This window comes from Hymenobacter saemangeumensis, assembly GCF_039541835.1.
Taxonomy (GTDB): domain Bacteria; phylum Bacteroidota; class Bacteroidia; order Cytophagales; family Hymenobacteraceae; genus Hymenobacter; species Hymenobacter saemangeumensis.
In genome coordinates, this window is record NZ_BAABGZ010000016.1 from 24829 (window position 1) to 42902 (window position 18074).

19 protein-coding genes are annotated in these 18074 nt (G+C 61.7%); 11 read left to right on the forward strand and 8 right to left on the reverse strand.

Going from position 1 to position 18074, the window contains the following annotated elements; genetic code table 11:
* Positions 1-144: 144 nt before the first annotated feature.
* Positions 145-600: an IPExxxVDY family protein gene (locus ABD919_RS08035; RefSeq protein WP_345235474.1), complete on the reverse strand. Its 456-nt coding sequence runs from the start codon at positions 598-600 to the stop codon at positions 145-147.
* 147 nt (positions 601-747) lie between these two features.
* Between ABD919_RS08035 and ABD919_RS08040 the strand changes: the two genes are divergently transcribed.
* The 3 genes from ABD919_RS08040 (at position 748) to rnc (ending at position 3239) form a co-directional block, all read left to right on the forward strand.
* Entirely contained in the window at positions 748-984 is a 237-nt protein-coding gene (locus ABD919_RS08040; protein WP_035564218.1) for an acyl carrier protein, read from the forward strand.
* A 240-nt stretch (positions 985-1224) separates the two neighbouring features.
* The gene (fabF, locus tag ABD919_RS08045; RefSeq protein WP_345235475.1) at positions 1225-2478 is read left to right on the forward strand and encodes a beta-ketoacyl-ACP synthase II; all 1254 of its coding nucleotides are present in this window, start codon (positions 1225-1227) and stop codon (positions 2476-2478) included.
* A 47-nt stretch (positions 2479-2525) separates the two neighbouring features.
* The gene (gene rnc / locus ABD919_RS08050) at positions 2526-3239 is read left to right on the forward strand and encodes a ribonuclease III (RefSeq protein ID WP_345235476.1); all 714 of its coding nucleotides are present in this window, start codon (positions 2526-2528) and stop codon (positions 3237-3239) included.
* 5 nt (positions 3240-3244) lie between these two features.
* Here rnc and ABD919_RS08055 read toward each other — a convergent pair whose 3' ends face one another.
* A complete protein-coding gene (locus ABD919_RS08055; RefSeq protein WP_345235477.1) occupies positions 3245-3736 on the reverse strand; it encodes a hypothetical protein in 492 nt (163 codons plus the stop codon).
* A gap of 195 nt (positions 3737-3931) precedes the next feature.
* On the opposite strand from ABD919_RS08055, the gene nadE reads away from it, so the two are divergent.
* The 4 genes from nadE to ABD919_RS08075 all read left to right on the forward strand — a co-directional run bounded on the left by nadE (position 3932) and on the right by ABD919_RS08075 (position 7697).
* A complete protein-coding gene (nadE, locus tag ABD919_RS08060) occupies positions 3932-5854 on the forward strand; it encodes an NAD(+) synthase (RefSeq protein ID WP_345235478.1) in 1923 nt (640 codons plus the stop codon).
* Between the two features lie 75 nt (positions 5855-5929).
* Positions 5930-6838, forward strand: a complete 909-nt coding sequence (gene lgt / locus ABD919_RS08065; RefSeq protein WP_345235479.1) for a prolipoprotein diacylglyceryl transferase — start codon at positions 5930-5932, stop codon at positions 6836-6838.
* A gap of 61 nt (positions 6839-6899) precedes the next feature.
* The gene (locus ABD919_RS08070; protein ID WP_345235480.1) at positions 6900-7385 is read left to right on the forward strand and encodes a DUF8192 domain-containing protein; all 486 of its coding nucleotides are present in this window, start codon (positions 6900-6902) and stop codon (positions 7383-7385) included.
* A 30-nt stretch (positions 7386-7415) separates the two neighbouring features.
* Entirely contained in the window at positions 7416-7697 is a 282-nt protein-coding gene (locus tag ABD919_RS08075; RefSeq protein WP_345235558.1) for a prolipoprotein diacylglyceryl transferase family protein, read from the forward strand.
* Between the two features lie 33 nt (positions 7698-7730).
* On the opposite strand, the gene ABD919_RS08080 is transcribed toward ABD919_RS08075, so the two are convergent.
* The 3 genes from ABD919_RS08080 to yidD all read right to left on the reverse strand — a co-directional run bounded on the left by ABD919_RS08080 (position 7731) and on the right by yidD (position 9424).
* Positions 7731-8012: a hypothetical protein gene (locus tag ABD919_RS08080; RefSeq protein ID WP_345235481.1), complete on the reverse strand. Its 282-nt coding sequence runs from the start codon at positions 8010-8012 to the stop codon at positions 7731-7733.
* Between the two features lie 80 nt (positions 8013-8092).
* On the reverse strand, positions 8093-9001 hold the full coding sequence (locus ABD919_RS08085) for a hypothetical protein (protein ID WP_345235482.1): 909 nt from the start codon (positions 8999-9001) through the stop codon (positions 8093-8095).
* A gap of 201 nt (positions 9002-9202) precedes the next feature.
* Positions 9203-9424 carry a membrane protein insertion efficiency factor YidD gene (gene yidD, locus ABD919_RS08090; RefSeq protein WP_345235483.1) on the reverse strand — a complete coding sequence of 74 codons (222 nt, stop codon included), beginning with the start codon at positions 9422-9424 and terminating at the stop codon, positions 9203-9205.
* 146 nt (positions 9425-9570) lie between these two features.
* Between yidD and ABD919_RS08095 the strand changes: the two genes are divergently transcribed.
* Positions 9571-11853: a S46 family peptidase gene (locus ABD919_RS08095; RefSeq protein WP_345235484.1), complete on the forward strand. Its 2283-nt coding sequence runs from the start codon at positions 9571-9573 to the stop codon at positions 11851-11853.
* Between the two features lie 151 nt (positions 11854-12004).
* Here ABD919_RS08095 and ABD919_RS08100 read toward each other — a convergent pair whose 3' ends face one another.
* Complete coding sequence (locus ABD919_RS08100) at positions 12005-12739, reverse strand: M48 family metallopeptidase (protein ID WP_345235485.1); 735 nt, start codon at positions 12737-12739, stop codon at positions 12005-12007.
* 98 nt (positions 12740-12837) lie between these two features.
* Between ABD919_RS08100 and ABD919_RS08105 the strand changes: the two genes are divergently transcribed.
* Both ABD919_RS08105 and ABD919_RS08110 read left to right on the forward strand, forming a co-directional pair.
* The gene (locus ABD919_RS08105) at positions 12838-13725 is read left to right on the forward strand and encodes a hypothetical protein (protein WP_345235486.1); all 888 of its coding nucleotides are present in this window, start codon (positions 12838-12840) and stop codon (positions 13723-13725) included.
* 164 nt (positions 13726-13889) lie between these two features.
* On the forward strand, positions 13890-15935 hold the full coding sequence (locus ABD919_RS08110; protein WP_345235487.1) for a helix-hairpin-helix domain-containing protein: 2046 nt from the start codon (positions 13890-13892) through the stop codon (positions 15933-15935).
* Positions 15936-16099: 164 nt separating this feature from the next.
* Here ABD919_RS08110 and ABD919_RS08115 read toward each other — a convergent pair whose 3' ends face one another.
* Complete coding sequence (locus ABD919_RS08115; protein WP_345235488.1) at positions 16100-16651, reverse strand: hypothetical protein; 552 nt, start codon at positions 16649-16651, stop codon at positions 16100-16102.
* Positions 16652-16744: 93 nt separating this feature from the next.
* Between ABD919_RS08115 and ABD919_RS08120 the strand changes: the two genes are divergently transcribed.
* Positions 16745-16927, forward strand: coding sequence for a hypothetical protein (locus tag ABD919_RS08120; RefSeq protein WP_345235489.1), 183 nt, complete (start codon positions 16745-16747; stop codon positions 16925-16927).
* A gap of 243 nt (positions 16928-17170) precedes the next feature.
* On the opposite strand, the gene ABD919_RS08125 is transcribed toward ABD919_RS08120, so the two are convergent.
* Positions 17171-18016, reverse strand: a complete 846-nt coding sequence (locus ABD919_RS08125) for a LytR/AlgR family response regulator transcription factor (protein ID WP_345235490.1) — start codon at positions 18014-18016, stop codon at positions 17171-17173.
* Between the last annotated feature and the right edge of the window lie 58 nt (positions 18017-18074).

An 18074-nucleotide genomic window follows, 5' to 3' on the forward strand; every position in this document is an offset into this window, starting at 1 on the left:
AAAGAGCAAAAAAACTCCCCACCCTGGCAGGAGGGGGAGGCAGCCGGCCGCAAGAGGCGGCCCGGCCGGATTTTCGCTGCTGGGAATTTAGGTGCTATGTGGGATAGCACTAGGGCGGCAGCCTGGGAAGGCAGGGCAGAAAAGTTACAGAATCAGGTTCTCTTTATACTTGAGCGTGTTGGGGTCGAACTGACAAACATACTGAACTTGCGGCAAGGCCGCCAGCTGTTGTAGCAACGCCTCCCCGGCCAGCGGGCCGCTGCCATTGGTAATGGCCAGCAGGTAGTCGTACTCCTTGATGTCGGGCGCCAGGAAAGGTTTTTTCAGCGCCGAGGGGGCAATGGAGCGGTTGCGAAACAGGCGCAGCGTAATGCTTTCCGTCGCGTGGAGGTAGTGGCTGAACACCAGGCGCCCGCGGTTGAGCAGGTCGAGCAGCAGCTCGGGCTGCTTCACCAGGCGCAGGCGCAGCGCCCGGTTCAGGGCCCAGGCCAGGTTGTAGTCGCGGGTGCTCGACACCAGCCCGAATAAGTCGAAGTCGCAGTCGTAGTCAACGTCGAGCGTAAAGGTTTTCATCGGGCTGTAGGGGAGGGCCAGGGGCATGGTTGAGGGCAAAGCTACGGGTTGCGAAGGGCCGCCGAAAGGGCCGGCGCCATAATCTTATACTCTGGTTTTGGAAGGCCGGCCGTGGTGTAGTTGGAAAATCTCTCGTTACTTTGCGCCGTAATTTTCCCTAAACCCTCCACGGAAATGTCTGAAATCGCAGAAAAAGTAAAGGCCATCATTATCGATAAATTGGGCGTAGAAGCGTCGGAAGTGACCACTGAGGCCAGCTTCACCAACGACCTGGGCGCTGACTCGCTGGATACCGTCGAGCTGATTATGGAGTTCGAGAAAGAATTCAACGTGAGCATCCCCGACGACCAGGCCGAGAACATTGGCACCGTGGGTCAGGCCATCAGCTACCTCGAGGAGCACGCGAAATAGAGCCCTGCATGGTAAAGATTTACTAGCGCTGGTCCGGATTTAAGCATTTGCAGGATGCCGCCCGGGGAATGGCTCAGCCATTGCTGCCACCCGGGGCGCCCATTTCCTTGCTGCCTGATAATCCGAGCCAATTGCTAAATCTTTAGCATTTACGGTTCCGACTTCCATACCGGCCGGCTCGCCGCCGGCCGGTTTTGCTGTTTTATTTCGTTTACCTTTTTGCGCCGCTGGCGCCCGCTTATGTCGTCTATTCGACGCGTTGTCGTTACCGGCCTTGGGGCCATCACACCCCTGGGCAACACTGCTCCGGCTTATTGGGAAGGCCTGCGCTCGGGCACGAGCGGCGCGGCCGGCATCACCCGCTTCGATGCCAGCAAGTTCAAAACCCGCTTCGCCTGCGAAGTGAAAGGCTACAACCCGGACGATTTCTTCGACCGCAAGGAAGGCCGCAAGATGGACTTGTTCACTCAGTTTGCAGTAGTGGCTTCCGACGAAGCCATTGCCGACTCGGGCCTGCTGGAAAGCGGGGTCGACAAAAACCGGGTGGGCGTTATCTGGGGCTCGGGCATCGGCGGCCTGAAGTCGCTGCAGGAAGAATGCTTTCAGTTCGGGCGGGGCGACGGCACGCCGCGCTACTCGCCTTTCTTCATTCCGCGCATGATTGCCGACTCCGCGTCGGGCAACATCTCCATTAAGAACGGCTTCCGCGGTCCCAACTTCGTGACGACGTCGGCCTGCGCCTCGTCGAACGACGCCATCATCGCGGCCTTCAACTACCTGCGCCTGGGCATGGCCGACGTGTGCATCACGGGCGGCTCGGAAGCAGCCATCACCGAGTCCGGCATCGGCGGCTTCAACGCCCTCAAGGCCATGAGTGAGCGCAACGACGACCCGGCCAGCGCCTCGCGCCCCTATGACAAGGACCGCGACGGCTTTGTGCTGGGCGAAGGCGCCGGCGCCCTGGTGCTGGAAGAGTACGAGCATGCCAAAGCCCGCGGCGCCAAGATTTACGCCGAGCTCATTGGCGGCGGCATGTCGTCGGACGCCTACCACATCACCGCGCCCGACCCCAGCGGCAGCGGCGTGGTGCTGGTAATGGAAAACGCCCTGCGCGACGCCGGTATCCTGCCCTCGGAAGTAGACTACATCAACACCCACGGCACGAGCACGCCGCTGGGTGACGGTGCCGAAATCAAGGCCATTGAAACCGTGTTCGGCGAGCATGCCAGCAAGCTGCACATCTCCTCCACCAAGAGCATGACCGGCCACCTGCTGGGCGGCGCCGGTGGCATTGAGGCCGTGGCGTCGGTGTTCTCCATCGTGCACGATATGGTGCCGCCGACCATCAACCTGAACACGCCCGACCCGGACATCAACCAGAACCTGAACTTCACGCCCAACGTGGCCCAGGCCCGCACCGTGAACGTAGCCGTGAGCAACACCTTCGGGTTTGGCGGCCACAACACCTCGGTGGTGTTCCGCAAGGTTCAGTAGCAGGCAGAAATTCTATGCTAAGACCGGGGCCGCTGCCGCTTTTTGGCTTGTTTCGTCGGCTGATAGGCAGCGACAAAGCGTTCCGGCAGGCCATTGCCACTGTTACGGGCCTTACGCCCGGGAATGCGCAGCTTTACCGACTGGCGTTTACGCACTCCTCGGCGGTGCGGCAGCAGCCTGAGCGCGGCCGGCATCAGTCGAACGAGCGGCTGGAGTTTCTCGGCGACGCCGTGCTGGGCACGGTGGTGGCCGAGTATCTGTTTCGCAAATTTCCCTACGAGCAGGAAGGCTTTCTGACCGAGGTGCGCTCGCGCATCGTCAACCGCGAAAGCCTCAACGCCATTGCCCTGAAGCTGGGGCTGGACAAGCTGGTGCAGCTCGACGTGGGCCAGGGCCGGGCTGCCCGCTCGCGCTCGGTGAACGGCAACGCCCTGGAAGCGCTGGTAGGTGCCGTATACCTCGACCTGGGCTACGAGGCCGCCCGCAAGTTTGTGCTGAACCGCCTGGTGAAAGGCTTCGTGGACGTGCAGACGCTGACTTCCACCACGGCCAACTTCAAAAGCAAGCTGGTGGAGTGGGCGCAGCGCGAAGGCAAAACCGTGCGCTACGACATCAGCGGCGAGGCCCGGCCGGGTGGTGTGATGGAGTTTACGGCCCACGTAGTGGTAAACGACGAGGTGGTTGCCAGCGGCATGGGTCTGAGTAAGAAGCAGGCCGAGCAGCTGGCAGCTGAGCGGGCGCTGGCGGCGCTGGGCGTATAGGGCAGCTAGTCGCTGGAGTGAACCTGGTACTCCACGCGGCTCAGCACCCCGGCTTTGAAGAAGAAGGTGATGCTGTAGCCAGCTTCCGGGCTTTCGATAACCTGGTATATCTCGTACCTGGGACTCAGGCCGAAGGCCTGGCAAAACATAGCCTGGCTGGCACCCACGCGGATTCCTTTACCAAAGGACACTGCCCGCGAAGTAATGCTGGCCTGGAACAGAAAGGAATTGTGCTGGTTGGTAAAAATCTTTAGCTGGTCAGCCGCCGTGCTAACCAGCAGCAGGGTGTCGCGCACAGCGGGGTCGTGAGCATTGGGTATTACCTTGCCCACCCGGATATGCTGGCGGTAGGTAGTGCGTAGGCGCGCAGCTGCCAGCTCGGCCGTCATTAGCGTGAGTAGGCGGTTGTTGCGAACGACCAGCGGGGCCGGCGAGCCTGAACAGCAGGTGCCAAACCGGCGCTGGTAGTGCTGGGTAGAACAGGCAAGCTGCAGCACAGAGCGACCAGAGACTGAAGAATTAACATAGCTGCGGGGCAGGTAATTGAAGGGGGATGAAGGTAGCAGCTAAGCGACGGATGGCCTTACGGGGCCTTTTCCCGTTTAATTCGCGAGCATTATACTAACAATACTTTCCCTTTGGGCTTCTTCAGGCAAGGATTCTGAAGAAACCAGCAACCATTCCCTTGCACCATGCGCATCGCCGGAGCCGCCCTCAACCAGATTCCCATTGACTGGGACAACAACCTCTACAACATTCGGACGGCCATTGAGCAGGCCAAGGCAGCCGGTGTGCAGCTGCTTTGCCTGCCGGAGCTCTGCCTGACCGGCTACGGCTGCGAGGACTTGTTTCTGAGCGAGTGGATGCCGCAGATGGCCCTGGCCCAGCTGCAGAAAGTGCGGCCCTGGACGGAAGGCATCTGCGTGGCCGTGGGGCTACCCGTGCGCCTGAACGGCGCTACCTACAACACGGCCGCTGTGCTGCGCGACGGCGAGATTCTGGGCTTTGCAGCCAAGCAGTACCTGGCCCTGGACGGCGTGCATTACGAGCCGCGCTTTTTCGTGTCGTGGATGGCGGGCGAAACCACCACCGTGCAGTGGGAAGGGGAGGAGTGGCAATTGGGCGACCTGGTGTTTGAGCACCAGGGCGTGCGCTTTGGCTTCGAGATTTGCGAAGATGCCTGGCGCCCCGACACCATGCGGCCAGCTGCCCGCCTCAAGGGCCGGGTAGATTTGATTGTGAACCCGTCGGCCAGCCACTTCGCCATGAGCAAGACCGACGTGCGCTACAAGCTGGTGATGAATGCCTCGCGCAACTTCGAGTGCACCTACCTCTATGCCAACCTGCTGGGAAACGAGTCGGGCCGCATCGTGTTCGACGGCGAAATTCTGGTAGCCCGCAACGGACATTTGCTGCTGCGCAACCAGCTGATGAGCTTCAAGGAGGTTGACCTGGAGTATATCGACGTGGACTTTGCTACCCCGCTGGCCCGGGCGGAAGAGCTGGTGCCCCTGCCGGCCCCCGACGAGTACCGCGAGCTGAACCAGGCCCTGAGCCTGGCCTTGTTCGACTACCTGCGCAAGGCGCGCAGCAAGGGCTTTGTGCTCAGTCTGAGCGGCGGGGCCGACTCCTGCCTCTGCGCCGTAGCCGTGGCCGAGATGGTGCGCCTGGGCGTGGAGGAGCTGGGCGTGGAAGAGTTTAAGCGCCGCAGCGGCTGCTTTGAGCCCGCTAAGGACGTGGTGGAGCAGATGGGCGCCGGCGGGCCCAGCGTGCAGCAAACGGGTGAGGCCGCGGCAGGCAGCAGCTCCCAGGCCCTAACCACCAATCAGCAGCTGGTAAACCAGCTGCTTACCTGCGCCTACCAGGGCACGGTCAATTCTTCCGACGACACCTACAACTCGGCCAAAGAGCTGGCCGAATCCATTGGGGCGAAGTTTTATAACTGGGACATTGATGCCGAAGTGAGCGGCTACGTGGGCAAGATTGCCGGTGCCATTGGGCGGGAGCTGAGCTGGGCAACCGACGACCTGGCGCTGCAGAACATTCAGGCCCGGGTGCGCGCCCCCGGCATCTGGCTGCTGGCCAACATTAAAAACTGCCTGCTCATCACCACCTCCAACCGCTCGGAGGCCAGCGTGGGCTACTGCACCATGGACGGCGACACAGCCGGCAGCATCTCGCCCATTGCGGGCGTCGACAAGGACTTCGTGAAAAAGTGGCTGCGCTGGGCCGAAACGGAGCTGGGCTACCCCGGCCTGCGCCACGTCAACAACCTGCAGCCCACGGCCGAGCTGCGCCCGCTGGAAGAAAAGCAGACCGACGAGCGCGACCTCATGCCCTACGTGCTGCTCAACCGCATCGAGCGCCTGGCGTTCTACGACCGGCTGAGTCCCAAGCAGGTGCTGGCCACGCTGCTAACGGAGGAAACCGGTACCGACCCCGAGCTGCTCAAAACCTACGTGAAGCGTTTCTACACCCTGTGGAGCCGCAACCAGTGGAAGCGCGAGCGGTTTGCCCCCGGCTTCCACCTCGACGACTACAACGTGGACCCGCGCTCCTGGCTGCGGTTTCCGATTTTGAGCGGTGGCTTCGCGGCCGAGCTGGAAGCGCTGTAACGCCAGCTTTCTGCTGGCGCCCCGTCAGGACGGTGCCGGTGGGGCGCCAACTGAAAGTTGGCGTTACTTTGCACCATGACTTCTTTCCTTGCTGCTATTACCTGGGACGTTTCCCCCATCATCGCCGAAATCGGGCCGCTGACCCTGCGCTGGTACGGGCTGTTTTTCATGTCCGGCTTCGTGATTGGGACGTTTATCCTGACGCACATCTACAAGTCGGAAGGCGTGTCGCCGCGCTGGGTCGACAACATTACCGTGTACATGCTGGCGGGTACCATTCTGGGGGCCCGGCTGGGGCACTGCCTGTTCTACGACCCCGACTACTACCTGTCGCACCCGCTCGACATTCTGAAGATTTGGGAAGGCGGCCTGGCCAGCCACGGCGCCACCATCGGCATCCTGTTGGCCACCTGGCTGTTTGCCCGCAACAACAAGTTCGACTACCTCTGGGTGCTCGACCGCATTGTGCTGGTGGTGGCCGTAGGCGGCGGGCTGATTCGCCTGGGCAACCTGATGAACTCCGAGATTATCGGCAAGCCCACCGATGTATCCTGGGCCTTTCTGTTCGTCAACTACAACAAGATTCACCACACCACGGGCATGATTCCCTTTGAGCCGCGCCACCCCACGCAGCTCTACGAAGCGCTGTTCTGCGCCGTGCTGTTTGCCGGGCTGTACGGGCTGTGGAACCGTTATAAAGAGCGCACGCCGCGGGGCCTCATCTTCGGGCTGTTTGTGGTGCTGCTTTTCACCCAGCGCTTCCTGGGCGAGTTCCTCAAGGAAAACCAGGAAGCTTTTGAAAGCACCTGGGTATTTGCCCCCCTCAACCAAGGGCAGATGCTGAGCATTCCGCTGATTCTGGTGGGCATCTGGGTGCTGCTGCGCGCCGGCAAGGACCCGGAGAATCCGTATGGCTACGCGCCGCGGGATTTGGGCAAGGAAGACGAGGATAAGGTTGTGGCGCGGGTGACGGTGCGAAAGTAGGGGCACACTTGCCTGTTCAGCTACTTCTTATGATGGCGAAGGCCAGCTCCTAAATAGAAAAATGGCCACCGATTCTGCCCGGCATTGGCTGCTGAAGGCCGGGCTTTCCATCAGCCTGATGCTGGTGCTGCTGCCTGTCATGGCACAGCGCCAGCTGGGCCAGGACGACCAGCCCACGCTCAACCAGCAGGAGGTTGCCTTCCTAGATTCGCTGCTGAACGTGCAGCAGCAATACCTGCTGCAACTGCGTGCGCAGAACGAGCCAGTGACATTGCAGGAAACGGTTGACCTGTCCAACAAGCGGGTGGCGTTTGCCACGGGCTCGCTGGGTACCTCGCTTCTGACAAAAAGCGCCTTTTTCCGGAATAATATCTTGCCCTGGACGGAGAAAGGCGAAGTTCCGGTTGTAAATACCATTGCCCTGTCGCCAGCCGAGCGCACTGCCTCCGGCGGCTATGACGTGGTAATCCTGGTCTGGACAAAAGCCTTCCCTAAGGCAAGTAGGCGCAAGGTGCTGGCACAGCTGGCTGCCCAAAGCAGCAGGTAGCTATTGCAGCGCGTACTCGTATAGCCCGCCCTGTGGAGTTACGACAAAGAGCGCACGCTGCGGGGCCTCATCTTTGGGCTGTTTGTGGTGCTGCTTTTCATCCGGTGCTTTCTGGGCGAGTTCCTCAAGGAAAACCAGGAAGCTTTTGAAAGCACCTGGGTGTTCGCTCCCCTCAATCAAGGGCAGATGCTGAGCATTCCGCTGATTCTGGTGGGCATCTGGGTGCTGCTGCGCGCCGGCAAGGACCCGGAGAATCCGTATGGCTACGCGCCGCGGGATTTGGGGCAGGAGGAGGCAGAAGGCCTAAGCTGAGTTCCCCAACCAGGGGCTAGCACTGTTGGGTGATTATTTAAGAGGAGTGTACTCCTCAAGGGCTTTTACAAAATCGTTCAGATTAGAAATAAAAGGCTCTTGGTCTTCATACTGTGGCTCGTATTGAATGATGGTGTCCCAAATGATAACTAAGTTTTGATGGTATAGTATCTGGATTTCGTACACATTGCCTTCCTCCCTCCAGTATGACCTTTCGTCTTTGACGTGAGCCTTAACTTTATTTAATAACAGCTCTTTTCCTAATTGACAAGCGACTTCAACTTCAAGAAAAGTCTGTAGGACCACGTATATCATAGGTCTTGGGGCGAGGGGTAGCTTTTTGCCTGGTTAAGCGCTGCTTATGGGCAGTCAGTATGGGGGCAAGCTAACGGTTTTTACTGCAGCGCGTACTCGTACAGCCCGCCCTGCTCGGTGCTAATCAGCAGGGTCTTTTCATCCTTGAAAGCCACGCCTTCGGTCTGGCCAGTGCCGGCGAGGTTTACCCGGCGGGGTGAGGCCTTCAGAATGTCGTTCCAGGAGCTGCCGTCCAGGATAAACAGCTCGCCGCGACCGAGCAGGATGAGGCGCTGCCCGTTGGGGCTGAGTGCGGCGTCGGTGACCTGGCTGGGAATGTTGATTGTGCTGATGCGCTTGGCGGTATGGGTACCGGGCTGGTCGGGCACGGTGTAGACGTAGCTGGATTGCTCCTGCTGGTCTTTGGTGAACAGCCACAGCTGGCCGTCGTGCCACACGCTGGCTTCGCAGTCGAAGTGGCGCTGCTTTTTCTTGGGCGGAAACTCGGTTTGGTCGGGGTAGGAAAAGCTGATTTTATCGACCTGCTGGGGAGAAGCGGGCTTTACGCGGAAGAAGCGCAGGTTGCGGCGGTCCGACTGATTGTTGCCGCAGTCGCCGATGTAGTAGTAGCCTTTGTTGTCGCGTGTGAGGCTTTCCCAGTCGTCGTTTTTGGCGCCTATACTGATTTCGTCCAGCACCTTGCCGGTTTCGTTGATGCGGTAGAGGATAGGGGAGTTGCCGTTGTCGCCGAAGCTGTAGTAGGTGCCGGCCTGCTCGCCGGGGGCCAGGCCGGAGCTTTCGGGCACGCCGCCTAGGCTACCGACGCTGCGCAGGCCGGGCACTGCTTCCGCAATGAGGCTGTTTTCGAGGCTTTCGTCGTTGCCTTTCTTCTTTTTCTTCTTATCGGTTTTTTCGGTAGCATCGGCCGCCTCGTCGCCATTGGCCTCGGTACAGGAAATGGCACTGGCCAGCGTGAGGGCGGTACATAGGAGCAGGAAGGAGCGTTTCATAACGGTGTACAGAGTAGGAAAGCAGCAAAAAAACGCCGCGCCGGCATCGGGGCCGGGCGGCAGGGGTATGGGGCTATACGAATTATCAGGGCTTAGGTCTTAGGTGTTAGGTGTTAGGTATTGGAATGGCCGCTGTCAGACCAGTTTGAAATTCTTTTATCCACCATCTAAAACCTAAGCCCCTAACACCTAAGCCCTCTTTCACGGCACCGGGTCGTAGCCGTGGCCGCCCCAGGGGTGGCAGCGGCTGATGCGGCGCAGGGCCAGGCGCCCGCCCCGCCAGGGCCCATGCTTTTGAATGGCCTCGGCGGCATAGGCCGAGCAGGTGGGCGTGTAGCGGCAGCTGGCCGGCGTGAGCGGCGAGATGAGATGGCGGTACACCCAAATAAACCCCAGGAAGAAAGCGCGGAACAGGCGGGACATGAAGCGAAGGTAGGACCCGGGCGCGGTCCTGGGCCGGCCGAACTGCCAGGGCGAAACACAGGCGTAACTTCAGCCTTACCTTTGGAACTTAGTTTCCGGGTTTCCCGCTTGCTGTTTTTCAAATTCCCACTCTCCATTTCTTATTCATGCTGAAAAAATCCTGGCTGTGGCTGCTGCTCGTGCTGCCCTCCCTCAGTGCTAGTGCCGACGAAGGCATGTGGCTGCCGATGTTCATCAAGCGGCTGAACTACGTCGACATGCAAAAAAAAGGCCTCAAGCTGACGGCCGAAGAAATCTACTCCGTAAACAACTCCAGCCTGAAGGACGCCGTGGGCCAGTTCGGCGGCGGCTGCACGGCCGAGTTCGTGAGCAGCCAGGGCCTGCTGCTCACCAACCACCACTGCGGCTACGGCCAGATTCAGAGCCACAGCACCCCGCAGAACGACCTGCTGAAAAATGGCTTCTACGCCCCCACGCCTGCCCAGGAGCTGCCCAACATGGGCCTGACCATGGACGTGCTGGTGCGCATGGACGACATGACCAGCAAGGTGCTGGAAGGCGTGACGCCCGGCATGGCCGAGGCCGACCGCGCCAAGCTCATTGCCGAGCACCAGAAGACGCTGGGCGAAGCCGCAACCGAAGGCGGTAAGTACGTGGCCTACGTGCGCGACTTCTTCGGCGGCAACGAGTTTTACCTGTTCGTGTACCAGCGCTTCGGCGACGTGCGCCTGGTGGGCACCCCGCCCGAGAGCGTGGGCAAGTTCGGCGGCGACACCGACAACTGGATGTGGCCCCGCCACACCGGCGACTTCTCGGTGTTCCGGGTGTATGCCGACAAGAACAACCAGCCCACCGCCGGCTACTCGGCCGACAACAAGCCCTACAGCCCCAAGAAGTTCCTGCCCGTGAGCATGAGCGGCGTGCGCGAGGGCGACTTCGCCATGATTTTCGGCTTCCCCGGCCGTACCCAGCGCTTCCTGCCCGCGGCCGGCCTGCAGATGATGCTGGACCAGACCCACCCCAGCTCCATTAAGCTGCGCGACACTCGCCTGAAGCTGTGGAAGGAAAGCATGAACCAGAGCGCCGACCTGCGCATCAAGTACGCCAGCAAGCACGCCCGTATTGCCAACTACTGGAAGTACTTCATCGGCCAGAGCGAAGGCATGAAGCGCCTGAAGACCATCGACACTAAGAAGGCCGAGGAAGCCCGCCTCGCCACCTGGATTGGCCAGGATGCCACCCGCCAGCAGCAGTACGGCAGCGCCCTGAACACCATTAACACGGCCTACCAGAACCTGCGCGAAAACAACCTGAGCACCGTGTACTACTCCGAAGCCGGGCTGGGCACCGAAATCAATGCCTTCGCTGTGCGCTTCGAGCCGCTCTACGCCCTGCTGAAAGACCCCAAGGCCGACCCCGCCGCCGTGAAGAAAGCCGCCGATGGCCTGAAAGCCTACGCCGCCACCTACTTCAAAGACTACGACGTGGCCACCGACAAAAAGGTGTTTGCCGCCCTCATGCAGATGTACGCCACCGACGTGCCCAAGGCCCAGCAGGCCGAGGTGTTCCGCACCGTGGACAGCCAGTACAGCGGCTCCTGGGCCCGCTACGCCGACAACGTGTTTGGGAAGAGCTTCCTGACCTCAAAAGCGGCCGTAGAAGACTTCCTGGCCAACCCCACGGCCGCCAAGCTCGAAGCCGACCCCGGCTTTGCCACGGCCCACAGCCTGTACACCAACTACCAAACCAACATCCTGTCCAAGAACCAGGCCGAGCAGGCCAAGCTGGCCCAGGCCAACCGCGCCTACGTGGCCGGCATCCGCGGCATGAACGGCAACAAGGTGTACTCACCCGATGCCAACTCCACCATCCGCCTGAGCTACGGCTCGGTGAAGGCTTACGATGGCCGCGACGCGGTACACTACGACCTGATGACCACGGCCCAGGGCATCCTGGAAAAGGAAGACCCCAGCAACCCCGAGTTTGAGGTGCCCCAGAAAGCCCTCGACCTGATTAAGGCCAAGGACTTCGGTTCCTACGCCGACAAGCGCACCGGGCAGCTGCCGGTGGCCTTCCTCACCACCAACGACATCACCGGTGGCAACTCCGGCTCGCCCGTCATCAACGGCCGCGGCGAGCTGCTGGGCCTGGCCTTCGACGGCAACTGGGAAGCCATGACCGGCGACCTGGTGTACGACGCCGACCTGAAGCGCACCATCTGCGTGGACATCCGCTACGTGCTCTGGTGCATCGACAAGCTGGGCGGCGCCCCCCACCTGGTAAAGGAAATGCAGGTGGTCAACAACGGCCCCAATCCCGGCGTGGGCGCCACGGCCAGCGCCAACGCGGAGCTGGGCGGCAAGGTGAAGCTCAAAACCAGCCAGGGCAAAGTAAAGGTGAAAAGCAAGGACGGCGCGGCTTCGCGCTAACCCCTGCCCCGGCCCCTCCCCTCCGGGAGAGGGGAGCCAGACGAACTCAATAAAGCAAAAAGCCCCGCCGCATTCCGCGGCGGGGCTTTTTGCTTTATTTGTTTATAACTAGGTGAATACCTCGACGCCGCAGGCAAGTAATGTTTGCGCCTTAGCGCGGCAGCCCATTCAACTCCCGCTTCCACCGCTCCCAATCCGGCATCAGCCGCGTTTGCAGCTCATAGAAAGCCGCCGAGTGGTCGGGTACCAGCAGGTGGCAGCACTCGTGCAGCATTACGTAGTCGATACAGGCTTCCGACGCCCGCACCAGGTCGGTACTGAGGCGGATGCAGTTGCGGCTGGGGGTGCAGCTGCCCCAGCGGGTGCGCATGCGGCGCACGAAAAGCGCCGGCAGGGGCAGGTTGAACTCGGCAAAGCGCGGCCAGATGCGGGCAAAGGACGCGGCGAAAAGCGTAGCCCCCTGCCGCGCATAGAAGGCGTGCAGCAGGTCTTCCAGTGCTGCCGCCGTGGGCGGCTCGGGCGTGGTGATAAGCAGGTCGGGTCCCATGGGTTGCACATGCGGGCGCTGGCCGCTGAGCAGCCGCAGCGTGTAGGGCTCCCCCAGGAAGAAGTGCGTAGCGCCGGCTTCGTACTGCCGGGCGGGTGCGGCGGGCGGGCGCATCCGGAAGCTGGCCTGGTGCTTTAAAATCCAGGCGGCTTTCTTAAGTACCTGGCTGGCTACCCACTCGGCCGAGGTGCCCGCGGGTGCGGTTACGCGCACACTGCCATCGGGCCGCACGGCAAAGCCGATGGTGCGGCGCGAGCGAAACAGCAGGGTGTAGTCGATGCGCTGGTTGTTGAAGGTAATGGAGGCTGCCTGGGGTGGCAAAGTGAACGAGCGGGGCATGCAGAAACGAATACAACAAAGCAAAGCAACTACCGGGAGCGACAAATAATTTCGACGCTGGTAGCAATGGAATATTTCATACTGCCTACCTTCCGGCTATGCAAGCATATCTACCCTTACTGCTTTTTGCTGTTGTTGGCCTTGTCGACCCCGCCCGCGCCCAGGGCAACGGGCCCGGCGTGCGCGGGGCGCGGGCGGCGGCGCTCAGCAATGCCTCGGTAGCGCTGAGCGGGGAGGTATGGGCCATGGGCAACAACGTTGCAGGCCTGGGCGAGGTGAATGCGCTCACCGTGGGCTTCTACGCCGAAAACCGCTACCTCAGCCCCGCCCTGAACGTAGCGGCGTTGGCCGTGGCCCTGCCAGTAGGGCCCATAGTGCCCGGCGCCACGGCTACGCAGCCCGGCCGGGCCAAGAACGGTGTGGTGGGCCTGGAAGCCCAGCGTTTCGGCGGGCGCCTGTACAACGAAACCCGTCTGGGCGCCGGCTACGGCTACCGCCTGGGGCTTATCAGCCTGGGCGGGCGCCTCGATGTGCTGCAGGTGAGCATTGAAGGCCTGGGCAGCCGGCGGGTGGTGCTGGGCTCACTGGGCGGCCACGTGGAGGTCGTGCCCGGCCGCCTGGCCTTCGGCGCCGCTCTCTACAACCTCAACCAGGCCCGGCTGGCTTCTTACCAGAACGAGCGGGTGCCCACTGTGCTGAAGGCCGGGCTGGCGTACCGACCCACCACCCAGGTGCTGCTGCTGGCCGAAACCGAAAAGGACGTGGAGCGCGACGCCAACTTCAAGGCGGGCCTGGAGTACCGGCCCGTGGCCCTGCTGGCTGCCCGCATCGGCCTGGCTTCCCTTACCGAGCAAGTAACGGCCGGGCTGGGGCTCACGGCCAGCAGCTTTCAGCTGGACTATGCCGCCGCGTATCAGCAGGCCCTGGGCTTCAGCCACCACCTGAGCGTGGTGAAGACCTGGGGTAAAGTGAACAGTGAACAGTGAACAGTGAGCGGTTAGCAATGAGCAAGTCCCTGTTCCGGATTACAAAAGGAGTAAGCAGGCAGGCTAAGGTTAGCCCCGCTTTCAAGCGCAGCCTGTGGAGCCTGCTTTTTTTAACGGTTAACTGCTCCCTGTTAACTGCTCCCTGTGCTCATGCCCAGGACTACGTGCGCCGCCCGCCCGACCTGGACCGCCTCACCCAGGAGCTGTTTGCCGAGATTGAGTCGGACCAGGTGCCGTACGAGGACCTGTACGAAACCCTGCTGCAGTACTACCAGACGCCGGTGAACCTGAACACCGCTACCCGTGAGGAGCTGCGCTCGCTGCTGCTGCTGTCCGAAAACCAGATAAGCCAGCTGCTGCGGCACCGCGAAGCCCACGGCGACCTGCTGAGCGTGTACGAGCTGCAAAGCATCGAAGGCTTCGACCTGCGCCTTATCCACCGGGTGCTGCCCTTCGTGGCCGTCATCACCACCGACCCCAACGCCACGCGCGGCGGCCTCTGGCAGCGCATTGCCCACGAGGAAAACAATGCCTTTTACCTGCGCTACGAGCGGGTGCTGCAGCAGCGCAAGGGCTACACGCCGCCCACCCTCTACCAGGGCAGGCTTACCACGCGCTACCTGGGCTCGCCCGACAAAATGGTGCTGCGCTACCGCGTCAGTCATACCAAGGACTTCAGCCTGGGCTTGGTGGCCGAAAAAGACGCCGGGGAAGAGCTGCGCTGGCGGCCGTCGAACGGACAGTACGGGGCCGACTACGTGTCGGCCCACTTCGTGCTCTACGAACGGGGCAAGCTGAAGACCCTGGCCCTGGGCGACTACCAGCTGCAGTTTGGGCAGGGGCTGCTGCTGTCGTCGGGCCTGGGCGTGGGCAAGGGCGCCGAAACCATTACCACCCTGCGCCGCAGCTCGGTGGGCGTGCGGGCCTACTCTTCGCTGCTGGAAAATTCCTTTTTCCGGGGCGGCGCGGCTACCTACCAGCTGACGCCCCGGGTGCAGGCCACGGCCTTTGTGTCCTACAAAAAGGTAGATGCCAACCTGCAGCAAACCCAGGACTCGCTGGCGCAGTTCGACGAGTTTTTCACGGGCCTGCAGCTCACCGGCTTCCACCGCACGCCGTCGGAGCTGGCCAACCGCCAGCAGCTGCAGGAAACCGTGGCTGGCGGCAACCTGGGCTACACCAGCCGCAGCGGCAACCTGGCCCTGGGCTTCACGGGCCTGGCCACCCACTTCGATACGCCGCTGCTCAAGCGCCCCGAGCCCTACAACCGCTTTGAGTTCAGCGGGCGCGACAACCTGGCGCTGGGCCTGCACTACAGCTACGTGTGGCGCAACCTGCTGCTGTTTGGCGAAACGGCCCGCAGCAGCAGCGGCGGCCTGGGCACGGTGAATGGAGTGCTGGCCAGCCTGGGCCCCACCGTCGACGCCGCCGTGCTGATGCGGCACTACGACGCCGACTTTCACAGCATCTACGGCAATGCCTTTGCCGAAAACACGCGCAGCATCAACGAAACCGGGGTGTACCTGGGCCTGAAGGTGCGCCCCGTGCCGCGCTGGGAAGTGGCGGCTTACTACGACCAGTTTCGCTTTCCCTGGCTGCGCTACCGCGTGGGGGCACCCAGCGCCGGCCACGACGCCCTGCTGCGCCTGAGCTTCACGCCTAACCGAGGCAGCATCCTGTACGTGCAGCTGCGCCAGCGTACCAAAGACCGCGACTTCCGCGACCCCAACGGCAGCGTGCGGCCCATGCCGCTGCCCACGCCGCAGCAGCGCCGCAGCCTGCTGGTGTACTACAACACCAACCCCACGCCCCAGCTGGAGCTGCGCACCCGCGTGCAGGCCAGCCAGCTGCGCGACGACGAGCCCCAGCCCTGGCGGCGCGGCTACGTGCTGGCCCAGGACGTGAGCTACCAGCTCAGCCGCTACCTGAAGCTGACCGGCCGCTATGCCTTGTTCGACGCCGACGACTACGACAGCCGGCAGTACGTGTACGAGCAGGATATTCTGCTGGCCGTATCGGTGCCGGCCCTGTACGGGCAGGGCACCCGCGCCTACGCCATTGCCGAAGTGCGCCTGGGCCGCCACCTCACGCTCTGGCTGCGCTACGCCGAAACCCGCTACCGCCACCAGAATGTAATCGGCTCGGGGCTGGAAGAAATCACCGGCTCCCTCCGCAGCGAGGTGAAGGCCCAGATGCGGTATAAGTTTTAAGGAAGGGGTGATGTGGGGTAGTTCTAGGGAAGCCCCTAAGACTTACACCGCACAGGCCTTTCCCATAGCTAACAGCCCGATAAGATTTTCCTTAAACTGAATTGCCGCGTTTACCTTGTGACCGTTTGACTGTACACCTTTAGCCTGTCTTAGACAGCGTGTTTTCACAGAAAACTGCCAAATCGCCGCTTGCGGTAGCGCATCGTGACCGAATCCAAACGAATGACCTGAGCACTGCGAGCGGTATCGGTTAAATAAAACATAAATGTCCCTTTCAGGGCCTGCTTGGAATGGGGCAGGAGAATCCGTGCCGGGCTCTGGCCCCGGACAAGGTGAACGTTGGGAAACTCTGCGGCGAGGAGGTGACGGGGGCGGCCAAACGCCCCGTTGGCCACGGGAAAGGTTCCGGCCGCCAGCACCTGCGGAGCAGCTCCCCATAGACGGTAAGCCACTGAGTCCAGCCGGTCATACCTTACGTCTTTTCCGGTGTTGATATCCAGGCGAAGGCGGTAGTGCTTGTCCGTGCGGACCTCCCAAAGCACCGGCGGCACGGGCATATAAAATCCGGGGCGCTCCACTGTAATATCGATGAAGGGTCGCGTGCCCCGTTCATTGAGCTGCACAAAGTCCCACCGCTTGGTTTCCCGAACTGCTAGGCAACCGCTCAGCAAGCACACGGACAACAGCCCCAGACCCAGTGCAAACAAACCTTTCATAGCAAGAGCGTGAAAGCACATAGTTACGCTCTTTACTTTGAACGGGCTTAAGTTTAAGGCACGACCGTTTCGCTGAACCTAATACCTTCGCACATGTCCAATTCCGTTGCTCCGCGAAAACTCCTGCCCGTTCTTATGCTGTTGGTGCTGCCCGGTTGCGTGGGGTTGGACAAACGCAGCCGTCCGGGGACTGATTTTGACATGCAGCTCTACCCCGGGCGAACTCCGGATTTCCTCGCTGAGTTCGGCGTACCAAACGCGGGTACTTTCCAGTAATGCATCCGGGGATACGCTGGTGGTCCGCGTAAAATTCGGGGTACTGGTCCGCCCGCAGCACGCCGTGCCGCTTGGCGGCACACCCCCTCACTACGTGCGGTGCAATGGCGTTTATTTTAAATACGACCACGGCAGGTTCTTTGCCCTCAACCGCTAATGAGAGCCGCCGTTGTAGCACGCCCTCGCTTGCTTAAATGAGCAGCGACTTCAAGGGAAAATAAGTTGAATTAAGGCAGGAGCAGCCTAGCTCAGCAGGGGCAGGCGGCGCAGCAGCTCGGGGCGGAAGGCGGTGCTCACGGGCACGTGCAGGGTGCCCAGGCGGATGGCGTTTTCGTGCAGCAGCACCTCATCCACCAGGTCCATGTTCACCAGCCAGGAGCGGTGTACGCGCAGGAAGCTGGTGCCGAGCAGCTTTTCCTCCAGGCGGGTGAGGGAGAGGCTGAGCAGAAACTGCCCGGCGTTGACGGTGCGCAGCAGGGAGTAGTCGCCGGAGGCCTCGATGGTTTGCACGTTGGCTCGCTCAATCTTGAGCAGGCGGTCGCGGTTTTTGACGAAGAAGGCATCGCGCACCAGCACATCTTCCGGCCAGGCGGCTTTGGCCACGGGCGGGCGGGCGGCGGTCCAGTCGGCGCGGCTGCCGGCCTCGCTGGCGGCGCTGCTGGTGCCGGCCCCCATCTGCTGCACGGCCAGCTCGATGGCGTACTGCACGGCAGTTACCGTGAAGGGCTTGTTGACGTAGGCGAGTGGCCCCAGGGCCTTGGCGCGCTCAAAGGTGGCGCGGTCCGAAAAGGCCGTGATGAAGAGAATGGGCAGGTCGGGCCGCTGGGCCCGCAACAAGCCGGCCAGGCTGATGCCGTCTACCTCGCCGTGCAGGCCGATGTCGAGCAGCACCAGGTCGGGGGAGGAGCTGGTAAACAGGGCCAGGGCCTGGGAAGCATCCGAGGCCGGGCCCAGGGCCAGATAGCCCAGCTCATCGAGGCAGATGCGCAGCTGCAGGGCATAGAGCGGCTCGTCTTCTACCACCAGCACCCGCAGGGCCTGGGAGGCATCGGCTTGGGAAGGAGGTGGCGAAGGCAGGGCAGTAGACATAAGGAAAAGCAACAGGGTGGCTGCCGTTAAGCAAAGAAATAAATTAACGGCTAACAAC